Annotated in this window: 20 protein-coding genes; 15 read left to right on the top strand and 5 right to left on the bottom strand. The window is 57.1% G+C overall.

The genetic code is table 11. From position 1 onward, the window contains the following. Positions 1-5: 5 nt before the first annotated feature. Genes MRY17_RS05640 through MRY17_RS05650 form a run of 3 tightly spaced genes read right to left on the bottom strand, consistent with a single transcriptional unit; the run spans position 6 to position 2,761 of the window. Entirely contained in the window at positions 6-1,049 is a 1,044-nt protein-coding gene (locus tag MRY17_RS05640) for an aromatic ring-hydroxylating oxygenase subunit alpha (protein ID WP_181284134.1), read from the bottom strand. 37 nt (positions 1,050-1,086) lie between these two features. After that, positions 1,087-1,938 carry an isocitrate lyase/PEP mutase family protein gene (locus MRY17_RS05645; RefSeq protein ID WP_181284133.1) on the bottom strand — a complete coding sequence of 284 codons (852 nt, stop codon included), beginning with the start codon at positions 1,936-1,938 and terminating at the stop codon, positions 1,087-1,089. Positions 1,939-1,990: 52 nt separating this feature from the next. Further along, complete coding sequence (locus tag MRY17_RS05650; RefSeq protein WP_181284132.1) at positions 1,991-2,761, bottom strand: sulfite exporter TauE/SafE family protein; 771 nt, start codon at positions 2,759-2,761, stop codon at positions 1,991-1,993. A gap of 103 nt (positions 2,762-2,864) precedes the next feature. Between MRY17_RS05650 and MRY17_RS05655 the strand changes: the two genes are divergently transcribed. Then, positions 2,865-3,755, top strand: a complete 891-nt coding sequence (locus MRY17_RS05655; protein WP_181284180.1) for a LysR family transcriptional regulator — start codon at positions 2,865-2,867, stop codon at positions 3,753-3,755. Between the two features lie 78 nt (positions 3,756-3,833). On the opposite strand, the gene MRY17_RS05660 is transcribed toward MRY17_RS05655, so the two are convergent. Together MRY17_RS05660 and MRY17_RS05665 are read right to left on the bottom strand one after the other, a co-directional pair. Next, positions 3,834-4,205: a hypothetical protein gene (locus MRY17_RS05660; protein ID WP_181284131.1), complete on the bottom strand. Its 372-nt coding sequence runs from the start codon at positions 4,203-4,205 to the stop codon at positions 3,834-3,836. Beyond that, on the bottom strand, positions 4,198-4,686 hold the full coding sequence (locus MRY17_RS05665; protein ID WP_065951834.1) for a Panacea domain-containing protein: 489 nt from the start codon (positions 4,684-4,686) through the stop codon (positions 4,198-4,200). The genes MRY17_RS05660 and MRY17_RS05665 overlap by 8 nt, the downstream gene beginning before the upstream one ends. A 233-nt stretch (positions 4,687-4,919) precedes the next feature. Here MRY17_RS05665 and MRY17_RS05670 point away from each other — a divergent pair, with 233 nt between their 5' ends. The 14 genes from MRY17_RS05670 (at position 4,920) to MRY17_RS05735 (ending at position 13,237) form a co-directional block, all read left to right on the top strand. Then, positions 4,920-5,645, top strand: coding sequence for a LexA family transcriptional regulator (locus tag MRY17_RS05670; RefSeq protein WP_181284130.1), 726 nt, complete (start codon positions 4,920-4,922; stop codon positions 5,643-5,645). Positions 5,646-6,238: 593 nt separating this feature from the next. Next, the gene (locus MRY17_RS05675) at positions 6,239-6,577 is read left to right on the top strand and encodes a phage holin family protein (RefSeq protein ID WP_181284129.1); all 339 of its coding nucleotides are present in this window, start codon (positions 6,239-6,241) and stop codon (positions 6,575-6,577) included. Between the two features lie 19 nt (positions 6,578-6,596). After that, positions 6,597-7,112, top strand: a complete 516-nt coding sequence (locus MRY17_RS05680; RefSeq protein ID WP_243353414.1) for a hypothetical protein — start codon at positions 6,597-6,599, stop codon at positions 7,110-7,112. Between the two features lie 3 nt (positions 7,113-7,115). Next, positions 7,116-7,289, top strand: a complete 174-nt coding sequence (locus tag MRY17_RS05685; protein WP_243353415.1) for a hypothetical protein — start codon at positions 7,116-7,118, stop codon at positions 7,287-7,289. Positions 7,290-7,320: 31 nt separating this feature from the next. Then, positions 7,321-7,518: a hypothetical protein gene (locus MRY17_RS05690; RefSeq protein WP_228391189.1), complete on the top strand. Its 198-nt coding sequence runs from the start codon at positions 7,321-7,323 to the stop codon at positions 7,516-7,518. A 92-nt stretch (positions 7,519-7,610) separates the two neighbouring features. Next, positions 7,611-8,102 (top strand): phage tail tube protein, encoded by a 492-nt coding sequence (locus MRY17_RS05695; RefSeq protein ID WP_032893279.1) that lies wholly within the window; start codon positions 7,611-7,613, stop codon positions 8,100-8,102. Between the two features lie 8 nt (positions 8,103-8,110). Beyond that, positions 8,111-8,461, top strand: a complete 351-nt coding sequence (locus tag MRY17_RS05700) for a phage tail assembly chaperone family protein, TAC (RefSeq protein ID WP_243353416.1) — start codon at positions 8,111-8,113, stop codon at positions 8,459-8,461. A gap of 29 nt (positions 8,462-8,490) precedes the next feature. Continuing rightward, positions 8,491-8,745 carry a hypothetical protein gene (locus MRY17_RS05705; protein ID WP_078802591.1) on the top strand — a complete coding sequence of 85 codons (255 nt, stop codon included), beginning with the start codon at positions 8,491-8,493 and terminating at the stop codon, positions 8,743-8,745. Positions 8,746-8,807: 62 nt separating this feature from the next. Further along, complete coding sequence (locus MRY17_RS05710) at positions 8,808-10,031, top strand: phage tail tape measure C-terminal domain-containing protein (protein ID WP_243353417.1); 1,224 nt, start codon at positions 8,808-8,810, stop codon at positions 10,029-10,031. Between the two features lie 28 nt (positions 10,032-10,059). Then, a complete protein-coding gene (locus MRY17_RS05715; protein WP_243353418.1) occupies positions 10,060-10,398 on the top strand; it encodes a phage tail protein in 339 nt (112 codons plus the stop codon). Positions 10,399-10,458: 60 nt separating this feature from the next. Further along, positions 10,459-11,142, top strand: a complete 684-nt coding sequence (locus MRY17_RS05720) for a phage minor tail protein L (protein ID WP_243353419.1) — start codon at positions 10,459-10,461, stop codon at positions 11,140-11,142. A 2-nt stretch (positions 11,143-11,144) separates the two neighbouring features. Beyond that, positions 11,145-11,918, top strand: a complete 774-nt coding sequence (locus MRY17_RS05725; RefSeq protein ID WP_243353420.1) for a C40 family peptidase — start codon at positions 11,145-11,147, stop codon at positions 11,916-11,918. Between the two features lie 33 nt (positions 11,919-11,951). Continuing rightward, complete coding sequence (locus MRY17_RS05730; protein ID WP_005785432.1) at positions 11,952-12,581, top strand: tail assembly protein; 630 nt, start codon at positions 11,952-11,954, stop codon at positions 12,579-12,581. Further along, positions 12,578-13,237, top strand: coding sequence for a tail assembly protein (locus tag MRY17_RS05735; protein ID WP_243353421.1), 660 nt, complete (start codon positions 12,578-12,580; stop codon positions 13,235-13,237). Before MRY17_RS05730 ends, MRY17_RS05735 begins: the two co-directional genes overlap by 4 nt. Positions 13,238-13,274: the final 37 nt, after the last annotated feature.

Below are 13,274 nucleotides of genomic sequence, written 5' to 3' on the forward strand. Positions count from 1 at the left end.
CCTTGTCAGATAGAAACAGATTCAATGACCTGCGTTGGTTGATGGGTGCTCGCGGCCTCGCCCAGGGCACGAATCCAACGGCGGTACTCAATCCCCATTCGATCACTGACTACATGCATTTCCGCTTGTGGGTCCAGTGGCAGGCGGGCGGGGCGCTGGGATTCAACAATGCGGCGATCCTGTTCGAAAACAGTGTTCTGCCGAGAGAGGATCTGTTCGAGTGTGAGATCCTGGCCGAAGTTAATGGCGACTATCAGCCAGATAATGCATTGCGATTCATCGACCGGAGTGGCATTGAAAAAGGTACAGAAGCGCTCCGTTTCGCCCGTCTTCTTGACGAAATAGGCAGTCGTGGGATTCAGCACCGAATAGGTATAGCGGGCGTTAACCGGTATCCCGCGATGGTCGCCGTACGGTTGAAAAACGCAAATCTCAGAAGAGTGCAGACCACGTTCGTCTTCCGTCACGTTGTACCGCTTCAGCGGTTCAGGCGCGTCCGGCAGACCATTGAGATGGGCATGCACAAAAGGAAAATGTGACGCATCGATAAAGTTTTCGAGGGAGCGCAACGCGTTTGCGTTGTAAAGGTAGGGACCCGCAAATACCTTGCGGTAGTCGTCATCTTGCCACTGGGGTAGTTCTGGCAGCGGTCGCAGTGGTTCCTCCAGGCTCACCCAGATGTAACCGTAGCGCTCTTGCGCAAAGTGGCGAAAAATGAGGCGCTGTGATGAGGGGCCTTTTCGCTCCGGATGTGCAGGAACCAACGTGCATTCGCCTTGGCTACTGTAACGCCACCCATGATAAGGGCATTCGATCTGCCCCTGTTTGACGCAGCCCAATGACAGTTTTGCACCCCGATGACCGCAGTAATCCTTCCAGGCATTCACTTCTCCCTGGTCGTCTCGCCATAACACCAATTCTTCGCCAAGTAAGCGCACCGCTTTGGGTTGGTCACCGCCTACATCCGAACTCAGACAAACCACGTGCCATTGCCCGGCGAGCGCGCGATAATCGAGTTCATCAGAGTTCCATTCGCCCCTGTATAACATGCCATCTCCTTGTCGTGCTTCGTGCTGGAATTGAGTTCTACAAATTGTCGAGTGCCAGGAACTTCGCAGTCTGAACAATCAACTCGCGTTCGGAAAAACTGGTCAACTCATCCGCCATCGCATGGCTATCCCCTGAGCGCTGCAGTTCAGCCAGCGTTTTTTGCATAGCGTGAATGGCTGCGCGTTGCAGATCAGATGGCACAATGACAAGTTGGTAGCCGAGTTCTGCAAGTACTGGCAAAGAAACGAGAGGAGTTTTTCCACCGTAGAACATATTCATGAGCTTTGGCCCAGGAAGCCGTTGGGCAATAATCTGAATTTGTTCGAGGGTCTGCGGCGCTTCTACAAAAATCATGTCGGCACCCGCCTCAACATAACGTTGCGCCCTGACCAGCGCCGCATCGAAACCCTCAATTGCTATTGCGTCGGTGCGCGCAATTACCAGGCAATGAGTGTCTTGCAAACTGGCCCGCGCAACTTTTATTTTTTGACACATGTCTTCGACGTCAATCAGCGACTTATTATCCAAGTGTCCACAGCGTTTAGGGAATGTTTGATCTTCCAGATGGAAGGCTGCTACACCGATCCGCTCCAAGGCTCTCACGGTACGTTGTACGTTGGCAGTTCCGCCAAATCCGGTGTCGGCATCTGCGATAACGGGAATATCGCTGGCTTCGACAATTTTCTCGATCCGCTCGACAACTTCTGAAAAGCTCAGCAACCCGATATCCGGATAACCGGACGCTCGAGCGATAGCACCACCGCTGGCATACACAGCGTCAAAGCCCGCCAGACTGACCAGCCTTGACGACAGTCCGTCATAGACGCCAGGTGCCATAATGGTTTTTCCGGAATTTAATAAGTCACGAAGAACTTTTGCACTTTTCAATTGCAAGTCTCACTGTATGAAGTTGGTGTTGAGTAGTTGCATTTAAGTATATTTAATTGATGCCGAAGCAGGCTCGGTACACAAGCGTAATACCACTAGTCAATATAATAATACTTATGAGTCTGGTGAATGTATTGCGAGATATTTTGAACGAGATGTGTTCGCCAGCCCACAGTCCCAACAATAAAGCGGGCAATAAGTAGAGGGCAGTTACCACTAATGCAAGATCGGCATAGGCTCCTGCCAGAGTGAGCATGGTCATACGTACCAGCGTACTGATTCCAATCAATGTGCTTTGAGTGGCGCTCGCTTCCTCTTTAGTGTTTGTTCTGCCGTTCAGATAGATCGCGTAGAGGAAGCCGCCGCTCCCAAATAAAGCGCCCAACAGTCCGCCGCCGGCGCCCAGGGGCATTGCCCATGTCGCAGATAGGTGTCGGGTTCGGATTGGTTTTGTGAGCGTGTACACGGCATATAAGGTTACGAAGCAGCCCATCGCGAGCATTAATGCGTCAGCTTTTGTATTGAGCAGCAACGTTATACCCGCCACGCTACCCAGGGTCATAAACGGCAGCAGTCTGGTGAGTTCAATGCGCACCACGTGCTTATGAGCGCGCGCCAGTTTTCCAAATGCAGCCACGCAGTCAAGCAACACCAGTAGAGGGATCGCTTGCGACAGAGGCATGTAATTTACCAACACAGGCCCCGCTAGCAGTGCCGTCCCGAAACCCGCAATAGAAAAAATGATGTAGGCCAGGCTGATGGTCACGAACATTATTGCCAAAGTCGCGCTGTCGAAAGGGGCGTGGAGAAAAGCGTCCGGCATTGTCGTGGGTCCATGACGTGATGTTTGGTAACCCTACCCAACAGAACAAAAATCTACTAATATGAAAATAAGAAATTACTGATCACATTTTGGCATAGCTATGATGATATCAATGAAGCAGTTGCGATATTTTGTGGAGATCGCAGAACATGGAAGCTTCAGTGTTGCAGCGCAGAGACTATTTATTGCTCAGTCAGCACTCAGTCGACAAATGAAGGAGCTGGAGAACAACCTGGGTACGCTTTTGTTTGAGCGCACCGCAAGGCAGCCACATCTAACGCCTGCTGGGCTAGCCTTTTTGCCAAGGGCCAAAGTTATCTTGAGTGACGTCGATAGTGCCGCTCGGCTGGCGACTTCGGTAGGGAATGGTCAGCGAGGTACTTTACGGCTTAGCCATGCCAGCACGGTGCCGCTCACCGGGAAGTTGAAAGATGCGCTTGGGCTTTATCTGGAGCGTATGAAAGATGTGTATATTGAAGTGTCGGAGGAATCTTCAGAAATACAACTAATGAATTTAGTTGATAATCGTATTGATGCGGGGCTGTTCAGGCTGCCGGTGTTGCATCAAATGAATAATATCAAGCTTCTTCCTCTGTTTAGTGAGAAAGTTGTTGTTGCCGTTGGCTCTACCCATCCGCTCGCATCAAGAAGTTCAATATCACTTGCTGAGTTGCGGGATGAAGCATTCGTGTCGATAGCCCACCCAAAACGCGGAGGGCTTAGTTATCTTTCCTTTGAACTTTGCGCTCGCGCAGGATTTGCTCCGAAGTCAGCGCAGGTTTATTCTTTGAAAACGACACAGTCGTTGTTGATCCAGGCAGGATTCGGTATTGCACTGCTTCCCGTTTCAATGGTTAAAGCTACTTTGTTGCACGCTATTGATATAAGTGATGAAGGGTGTGAAAGCGAGGTCGTTCTTGCCCACCACGAACGTGACTCAATGCTGGTAGAGACTTTCGTTGAACACTTTCGAGAGGCATTTTACGTCGATTGAGGTAATCGTTGTGACAGAGGAACTGGGTTTCCCGGACCGCCAAGCGGGCAAACCAGCGATCATACCCATGGACACCGGCTATCTGGACTTACGCCCACTGGCCGGGAACAACCCTCTGATCACCCCAAGAAACGCCGCAAACAAATTGATTGAAGTCGCGGTAGTGATAGCAATCAATACATTGTCCGAGAACGGCGCTTTCCCCGAGTAATACGTCGACCACCCATTCCACACCAACAGAACCGCCCAGAAGATCACACCGCAGGCAGCAAACCAAAACGCACGCCCCGCGTACTTCTTGCGCAGTTGCCTTTCAGCTTTCTGATCTTTGAGATTCTGGTTTCTTTCATCGTCGGGGCCTATGGCTTGCTCGCCACCGGCTTGGGAGTCCTGGTCAGGCCCTGCCACGGGGGGCAGGGTGAGTTCCAGGTTGTCGAGTTCTTCACTCACGGATGCGGCTCTTTGGATGAATGAGTGCTGCCATGTCTTCCCAGTCGATGGCGGAACCATCGGCACCCTTGAGGGCCCAGGCTGTGCCGTCCTCGTGGGAAAGGTTGGACAGCTGGGTGCCGGACCATTTGCCGTATTTGTTGATGATCCGGTCAATCAAACGATGGGTGTAGGTATCGCTCTCAGGAACCCTCGGTGTCACGAAGACAATGTCTTCGGCGTCGGGCTTCAGGTTGCTCAGCAGCGAAGTCACCGGGCGATTACCGTAGGATTTCAACTCATGGTACAGCGATGGAATGACCGGGCCATACTGCCAACGGGCAAAGTGGTCATCCATGAGCGGTTGATCCCGCTCGCGCAGATGCCAGGACTGCGTATAGAACAGCAGTTTTTGAAGCTTCATGGGCGTAAGGCCCGAAAGCTTGCCTTCCTTCGCGCGTTCAATGAAGGCGTTAGCGACAGCTAGCGCTGAATAAGCCATAAGCACCCCCGTCTTTGCTGGCTACAATGTTACAGAGTTTTATACATAGGCCCTGAGTTGTCGACAAGCAAGGTGGCGCTCTGCGGCAATATCAAGCTGGCGGGATAATAAAGTGTGAGTTGCTGGTTGTATATACAGTATTTTGTTTCGGGTTAAGTGAAATTGAATTTTTAATGCATAAATATGCAAATTAGCATTTGCCAACTTTGAAAAGTCTCGTCACTATCCCGTTCATGCAAAAACGCACCGTTTCTATCGTCTTGAAAGAGCTGCTGGCTCGCGATCGGATCTCCCCCACGGAGCTTCACCGACGCACTGGCGTGCCTCAATCCACACTATCCCGGATCCTCAACGGCAAGATCGTTGACCCGTCGGACAAACACATCTCGCGCATCGCCGAATACTTTCGCGTCAGCACCGACCACCTGCGCGGGCGCGGGGCGTTGCGTGACGATGGACGCGACCCGATGCACTCGGAACTCAAGGACATAAGCCTGTGGGATGACGACACGCCCGTTAATGATGACGAGGTGTCGATCCCCTTTCTGCGCGAGGTTGAATTAGCTGCTGGATCAGGGAGATTCGTCATCGAGGAAAGCGAGAAAGCCAGCCTGCGCTTTGGAAAGCGCAGCCTTCGGCACAACGGCGTGCAGTTCGATCAGGCCAAATGCGTGACGGTGCGTGGCAACAGTATGTTGCCGGTACTGCGCGATGGCGCGACGGTGGGGGTAAATGCCGGCAAGAGCGGGATTGGCGACATCGTCGATGGTGACCTGTATGCCATCAATCACAATGGACAGCTGCGGGTTAAACAGCTCTACCGCCTGCCTTCCGGGATTCGCCTGCGCAGCTTCAACCGTGAAGAACATCCGGATGAAGACTACAGCTTCCAGGACATTCAGGATGAGCAGATCAGCATCCTCGGTCATGTTTTCTGGTGGGGCATGTATGCCCGCTAACCTCCTTACGTAAGACAAAGCCCGCCAACGAGCGGGCTTTTTTTCGTCTTCAGAAAACCGGCAAAGCCGTTGCCTGCAGGCCTTCAATGCGTTGGTGCATCCCGAGAGCCAAAAATAAATGCATTTGCGCATTGACTGTATATGCATACATGCATATTCTTCATCTCAAGCCAGCCAACAAGGTCTGGTGGAGGCGGCAAGGATGCTGCCAAGGAAGACAAGGAAGGCACGCAACATCGGCAAGGACGCCATCAGAGCGATGGCAGGGATGCCAGGCAACACCGGCAAGGATGCCGACGCTCTTTAGTTACACCGTTTTGCAAACAACAGGCAGCGATGAACCGGCCTCAACGGTTCAGAGGGTTGGCAACTGACCCGGGTGTGCAGCGTAAAGCACCAGAAACAGTTATCCGGCAGACAGGGATCGTGGTCGGAAAAACAGTGAGGAAAGGACCGTACCGCGCCAGCAGCGCCGAAAGTCCGAGGACATCATTACTGAAAAGCCCGGCCTGCCGGGCTTTTTGGAATGCCTACCTATCGAAGTGTGTGTAATTGAAAAACGGACTATTCAGTGCTCAGCCAGGAGGCGTGACATGACAAACGAACAACAAGCGTTAGCGGAAATGCCTATCTGGCTGGTGATCATATTGGCCTTGGTCGGCGGCGTTTCCGGCGAGATGTGGCGTGCCGACAAGGAGGGCGCCCGCGGCTGGTCACTGATCCGCCGTCTGGCGCTCAGGTCCGGCGCTTGCATGGTCTGCGGGGTTTCGGCCCTGATGCTGTGTTATGCCGCCGGTATGTCGATCTGGACTGCCGGCGCCATTGGTTGCCTGACCGCCATGGCCGGCGCCGACGTGGCCATCGGCCTGTATGAGCGCTGGGCGGCCAAGCGCATCGGAGTCAATCAAGGTTCCCGCCAGGACCCGCCGTAACCGCAAGGACGCTACTCAAATGACCCTTATCGAAAAGCCGTCCCAACTACCCCAGGCTATCGGCGTGGCGCTGCATGTGGCCTTTCCGGACCTCAAGGTCGGCAGCCACCGGGACTTCCAGAGTGACCTGGAGAAAAACGGCGTGATGATCACGGTTGAAGGCAATGGCCCGGGTATTCGCTCCCGCGAAGGCCGCAAGGCCCATGTCCTGGCCATTTCGCTCAAAGCCATGGTTGCCCCTGGCGCATTGCCGTTCGATGCCTGTGACCTGGCCAGTCAACTGATGGATCTGGCGCTGGACAACCGCTGGAACCTGCCTCAGTCCCAGTGCGATTTACCGACGGATATGGTTGCCGTGCCTTCTATGGCTACCGCCGCCGCAACGGGCTACGAAACCTGGAGCGTTTCTTTCACTCAAACCCTCTACCTCGGACCGGCGTTGCTCAACGATCCTACAGGCCGAGCGCTGTTTGCCTCTACCTGGGACGTCTTGAACATCGACGACCCCGATCAATACAAGCCACTGTTGGAGTAGCCCATGTTCGACGCGCAGAAAGCTAACCCGTTGCTGGCTGCCGAAGGGTTGCTGGTGGTGGATGACACCTGGCCTGTTTACGTGCAGGGCGCTGGTCGATTACCCAAGGTGACCCTAGTTGGCGATGCGGCAACGGGGTATTGCAGTTCAATCATGGCCGGTGGTTTGGCGTTCTGATCGTCACCACTGACTCGCTACAGGAACCAGGATGCCTATGAATGACGAAGAATTGGCCGCGATCAATCGTTTGATCGCCGCCCTGCAAACCCAGACCGATGGCCAGGTGGCGCTTAACGCGGCCATTCGACTGTTGGCCCAGAGCAACCAGGCATTGGTCGACCTGATCAAGAGCCGAGAGCCGGACCCGAATGCGCCGCCTTACCTGGATGGCAAGCCGGCACCCTGATCCCGCCTCGACCTGCCTTGTACGCAGCAACACAGCCGTTGCACCCCGCAGCCCGCCTTCGCGGGTTTTTTATTGTTCATGGAGAACATTCGATGTCGATTCTTACCCAAGGTACCCAGATCTTTGCCCTCGTCCCGCCGGTTTCCGGCACCGGGCCCTACACCGTGCTGGAAGTCGAGCACGCCACCTCGTTCGAACCGGGTGGTGCACCGGCCGAACAGATTGAAGACACCAGCCTCAACGCCGAGGAGCGCAGCTACAAGAAAGGTTTGCGCACCCCTGGCACAGCGAGCCTGGGCCTGAACGCCGACCCGACCAACGCCAGCCATATCCGCCTGCACCAGCTCTCTGAGGCCAAGGGCGATACCGGCGTGAAGTGGGCCGTGGGCTGGTCCGACGGCAAGGACGTGCTGCCAACCGTCAACGCCAAGGGCGATGGTTTTGAGCTGCCGGCAACCCGCACCTGGTTCACGTTCGACGGCTACGTGTCGGACTTCCCGTTCAACTTCGCACTCAATGCAGTCGTGACCACCACCGTCACCATCCAACGCACCGGCGCCAGCGCCTGGATCAAGAAAGCCTGAGAAATGCCATGAACCTCAAACAACTGAAAGCCAAGGGCGGCATCGTCGATGCCCATCCGGTAAAGAAAGACATCAGCTGGACGCACCTGGACAGCAAGACCGGCAAGGAGGTGACTGACACCTTTACGTTGCACATCCGCCGCCAGTCTTTCGGCGTGATCGAGCGTCTGTTCAGTCAGGGCGAGTCGGCACAAAGCCGCAACGCCAGCTACCTCGCTGCCTCAGTGTCGTTGGGTGCCGAGGGTGATGAAGCCATGAGTTACGACGATGCGTTCGGTCTTGAGCCGTCATTGGGGTTTGTGATCCTCAATGCAGTCAATGAGGTCAATGGCACCCAGGGTGGCGGCGCAAAGAGCTGACGGCCGCCGATGAGTTCTGGCACGAACTGGTGTTGAACGGAGTGGGCGGCCGCACGATCGCCGAAGCCAAGGAACGCATGACCTATCACGAAGCCCTGGCCTGGGGACGCTATATCGACCGATATGGCTCCCTGCACGCCGGTAGGCGGCTGGAGGCGGGCAGCGCGCTGATAGCGCTGCAGACCCACCGGCTGGGCGGCGGCACGGCCGAGATGATTGACTTCATGCCCCATGAGCTGCGCCGGGGTGTGTCGCTCGAACGTGCGATGAACGAGTGGCGTTAAGGACGACGCCACTTTCTTTGAAACCCGTTTCGACGGGTTTTATCCATGACCCGGAGAAACCTATGGCAACTGCTTCCCAGGGTAATCTGACGCTCAACCTCGGAAGCCTGGAGCAGGCCCTGGCGAAGGCGTCACGGATTACCGAAAACAGCATGCGCGAGATGCAGCAGAAGATCGAGGACGCCGGTAAAAAGGTCAGCGCCTCTGCCGCAGCGGCGCTACAGGTCACGTCCGGCCAGTTCAAGGGCTTTCAACGGGCCTATGACCCGGCCACGGATGCGGCGGAAAAATTTATCCAGAAAAATGCGCAACTGGTGCAAGTGCTCAAGCAGAGCCAGGGGGCGCAGAATGATTTTGTTGGCGCGTTGGATGCGCAGTCCAGTTACACCGAGCGGGCGGGGCTGACGTTTCCAGTGGGTGGGCCATACGCAGAGGCTGTACCCACGCCTTCGGGTGACGAAGCGGCGATGGCGTTTTTGGACGATGCAAAGGCCCGGCAGGTAAAGAGCAACTTCGCCGAAATGACGCAGCTGCTTGATGACTGGCGTCAGGGCGCTAACAGTGCGTTCGATGAGTATTCGAACAAGGCAGGTACGGCGGCCGAACAATCGAAGGCAGTGTTTACCAGCGCTTTCGAGAAAATGGACCAGGCGGTGCTGATGTTCGCCACCACAGGCAAATTCAATTTTTCGGATTTCGCCACGTCAGTGCTCAAGGACATGGCCACGATGGCGGCCAAGACCGCGGCATCCAGTGCACTGAGTTCGTTGTTCGGGCTGGCCAGTTCGGCAGTGAGTGCCTGGTTGGGTAGCAGCACGCCGACTCCGACAACCACCAGTGTCGGTGCTAACAGCTACACCTTTAACCCCCAGCTCAACACGGCGGGTATTCATTACAACGCGAAAGGGAGCGCTTGGAACTACGGTGTTCAAGCCTTTGCCAATGGCGGCACCTTCACCAACTCCGTCGCCACTGGCCCAACGTTAGCCCCCATGGCTCTTTTCGGCGAAGCCGGCCCCGAAGCCATCATGCCTCTGAGCCGTGGCTCCGACGGCTCCCTGGGCGTGCGTGCACTGGGCAACGCTCAATCAGGCAGCACCAGCAGCAACCAAGTGGTGATCCAGCAAACCATCAATGTTGCCGACGGCCAGGGCTCAGGCACCGACACCAACGCCCAGAACGTCGCCCGCGCCTATGCCGGTTCCGCCCGCCAGGGCGCTGCCGAACAGATCGCCCGCGACCTCAAGCCGGGCGGGCAAATCTGGTCGGCCATCAACGGCCGCTGACCATCAACGGCTTACGCCTGGAGAAAACATGAGCACAGAAACTTTTACATGGGTGCCCAAAGTGGACCCCGTCGGCAGCGTCGAGTTTCGCCTGAAGACGGCCAAGTTCGGCGATGGCTACCAGCAGACGGCAGCGGACGGGATCAACAACAAAACCCAGTCCTGGCCACTGACGTTCGTGGGTGACGAGGCGCGCATCAAAGCGATCGTTGCTTTCCTTGATCGCCATGCCGGCGCCAAGGCGTTCAACTGGACCGCACCACTGGCAGAGCCTGCGTTGTATCGCTGCAAGGGTTACCAGCCCACGCCCATGGGCGCCGGGCTCTACTCCCTGACGGCGTCGTTCGAGCAAGCCTTCCACCCCTAGCGCCACCTGTGGCGCCCAGACCCCGCGCTCAAGCGGGGTTTTCTTTGCCCGGAGAATCATATGTCCATCACCGCAGATATCCAGACCCTGGAGCCCGGGGCCTGGGTGGAGCTTTTCGAGCTCGACGCCACTTCCCTGGGGGCCGAGTTGTACAGGTTCCATGGTTATCCTCAAGAATCGTCGATCTTCTGGCAGGGCCACGAGTATTCCCCCTGGCCGATCCAGGCCGAGGGTTTTGAAATGTCGGGGCATGGCACCCAACCGACGCCGACACTGGCCGTCGGCAACGTCGGTGGTTTCATCACGGCGCTGGTGCTGTATTTCGAAGACCTGGTAGGCGCGCGGCTGATCCGCCATCGCACTCTGGCCAAGTACCTCGACGGCCAGCCCGAAGCCGACCCGGAAGAGGAACTGCCGCCGGACATCTGGTACGTCGAGCGCAAAGTCGCGGAAAGCAGCGAGACGGTGAAGTTCGAACTGGCCAGCGCGCTGGACTTCAATGGCGTGCAACTGCCACGTCGGCAGATCGTCGCCAACGTGTGCTGGTGGCTCAGTTGCGGCGGTTATCGTGGCCCCTATTGTGGCTACAACGGCGGGCCAGCGGCGGATGCCAATGATGTGATCGTCACCGACGCGGCCAAGGATAAATGCGGTGGGCGGCTGACCAGCTGCAAGCTGCGTTTCGGCGAGAACAACCCACTGCCCTACGGCTCATTTCCGGCAGCCGGACTGTTGCGGAGCTGAGCATGAACAAGACCAACCTGGCGGCGATTGCCCGGCACGCCGTGGCCGCGTATCCCCATGAGTGCTGCGGCCTGCTGATTCGTGAAGGGCGCAAGCGTGTGTATGTGCCGTGTCGAAATACGGCGAGCACACCCAGCGAACACTTTCGCCTGGCGCCCGAGGACTACGCTGGCGCCGAAGAGCGGGGCGAGATCCTCGCAGTGGTGCACAGCCATCCGGATTGCCCGGCGACACCCAGTGAAGCAGACCGCGTGGCGTGTGAAGCCTCCGGGTTGCCTTGGCATATTGTTGCAGTACGCACCGGCGACGGTGGGCAGGTGTGCACCGGTGAATGGGCCAGTTGCACGCCAAACGGCTACCAGGCGCCCCTGATCGGTCGTGCCTTCGCCCACGGTGTGCACGACTGCCTGAGCATCATCCTCGACTACTACCGCCGCGAGCTGGACATCGAGCTTGGCGATTATCAGCGTGAAGACGGTTGGTGGGAAACGGGCGGCAATCTCTACCTGGACAACCTCCCGGCCGCCGGCTTCGTGCAGGTCAGCCAACTGCAGCAGGGCGATATCGTGCTGATGCAGATCCGCTCGCCAGTGCCCAACCATGCCGCGATCTACCTGGCCGACGGGGTGCTGCAAAGCGAACCCGAACATTACCCGGCCCCAGGTTCCATCCTGCACCACCTGTATGGCCGCGACAGCAAGCGCGATACCTACGGTGGCTATTGGGGCGAGGTGACGGTGAGCTATTGGCGACACGGCTTGCGGGCCAAACACTAACCACATCGGCGGATCATTCGCCTGGAGGATGCCATGCATCATGAAAAAGTCAGGACGGTGCGCCTCTACGGCAGCCTGGGCGCCAGCTTCGGGCGCGTGCATCGGTTGGCGGTGAGCAATGCTTCGGAAGCGATCCATGCGCTGTGCATTCTGGTGCCGGGGTTTGAGCGTTTCCTGATGGAGTCCAAGGACCGGGGCGTGACGTATTCGATTTTCCTGGGCCGAGACAATATTGGCCAGGATCGTCTCAAGGCACCTCCAGGCGCTGCGGATATCCGTATCGCACCGGTGCTGATGGGCAGCAAGCGCGCAGGGTCGATGCAAACCATTATTGGCGTGGCCTTGATCGTTGCTGCGTCGTACTTCTCTGGCGGCCTGGCGTCGGGCAGTTCCTCTGCCTTGATCGGTGCTTCGTCCACCACCGGTTGGACCTTTGCCGCGAGCATGGGGATTTCCATGGCCATGGGTGGTGTCGCGCAGTTGATGTCCCCGATGGCCAAAGGCCTGGGCACCATGGACCGCCCGGAAAACCGTGCGAGCTACAGCTTCAATGGGCCGGTCAATACCAGTATTCAAGGCAGCCCGGTGGGCCTGCTTTATGGCCAGTTGACGGTGGGTAGCGCGGTAATCAGCGCGGGCATCTATGCACAGGACCAGCTATGAGGAAGATTGCGGTGACTTCGAATTCCCAAGCGTGTTTGCCGGCTTTACCCCATGTCGCCGCTGACAAGGTGCGCACGGTCCGCCTGTATGGCGTGCTGGGCGCGCGCTTTGGCAGAGTGCATCGGTTGGCGGTCAGTAGCGTTTCAGAAGCCATCCGAGCCCTGAGCGTCCTTCTGCCTGGCTTTGGACGTTTCCTGATGGAATCCAAAGACAACGGGCTGACCTACTCGGTGTTCATGGGCAAGCGCAACATTCCCCAGGAGCACCTCGGTGCCCCGGTCGGCAATGACGACATCCGTTTGGCGCCAGTGCTGATCGGCAGCAAGCGCGCGGGCGCCCTGCAGACCATTGTCGGCGCGGTGCTGATCGTCGTTGGCGCGATTATCACAGGCGGTACCTTTGGTGCCGGCGCACCGTTTGGTTCGGGCCTGATCATGATGGGCGCCTCCATGGTAATGGGAGGCGTGGTGCAGATGTTGTCACCCGTACCCAAGGGCCTGGCGGCGCAGGATGGCCCCAACAACCGCGCCAGCTACAGCTTCAACGGACCGGTCAACACCAGTGCCCAGGGCAACCCGGTAGGCCTGCTTTACGGCCAACTGATCGTCGGCAGCTCCGTGATCAGCGCCGGGATCTACACCCAGGATCAACTCTAACGTTCCTGCTCTTCAACCAGCCCGCCAAGTGCGGGCT

The organism is Pseudomonas orientalis (genome assembly GCF_022807995.1).
GTDB lineage: Bacteria > Pseudomonadota > Gammaproteobacteria > Pseudomonadales > Pseudomonadaceae > Aquipseudomonas > Aquipseudomonas orientalis_B.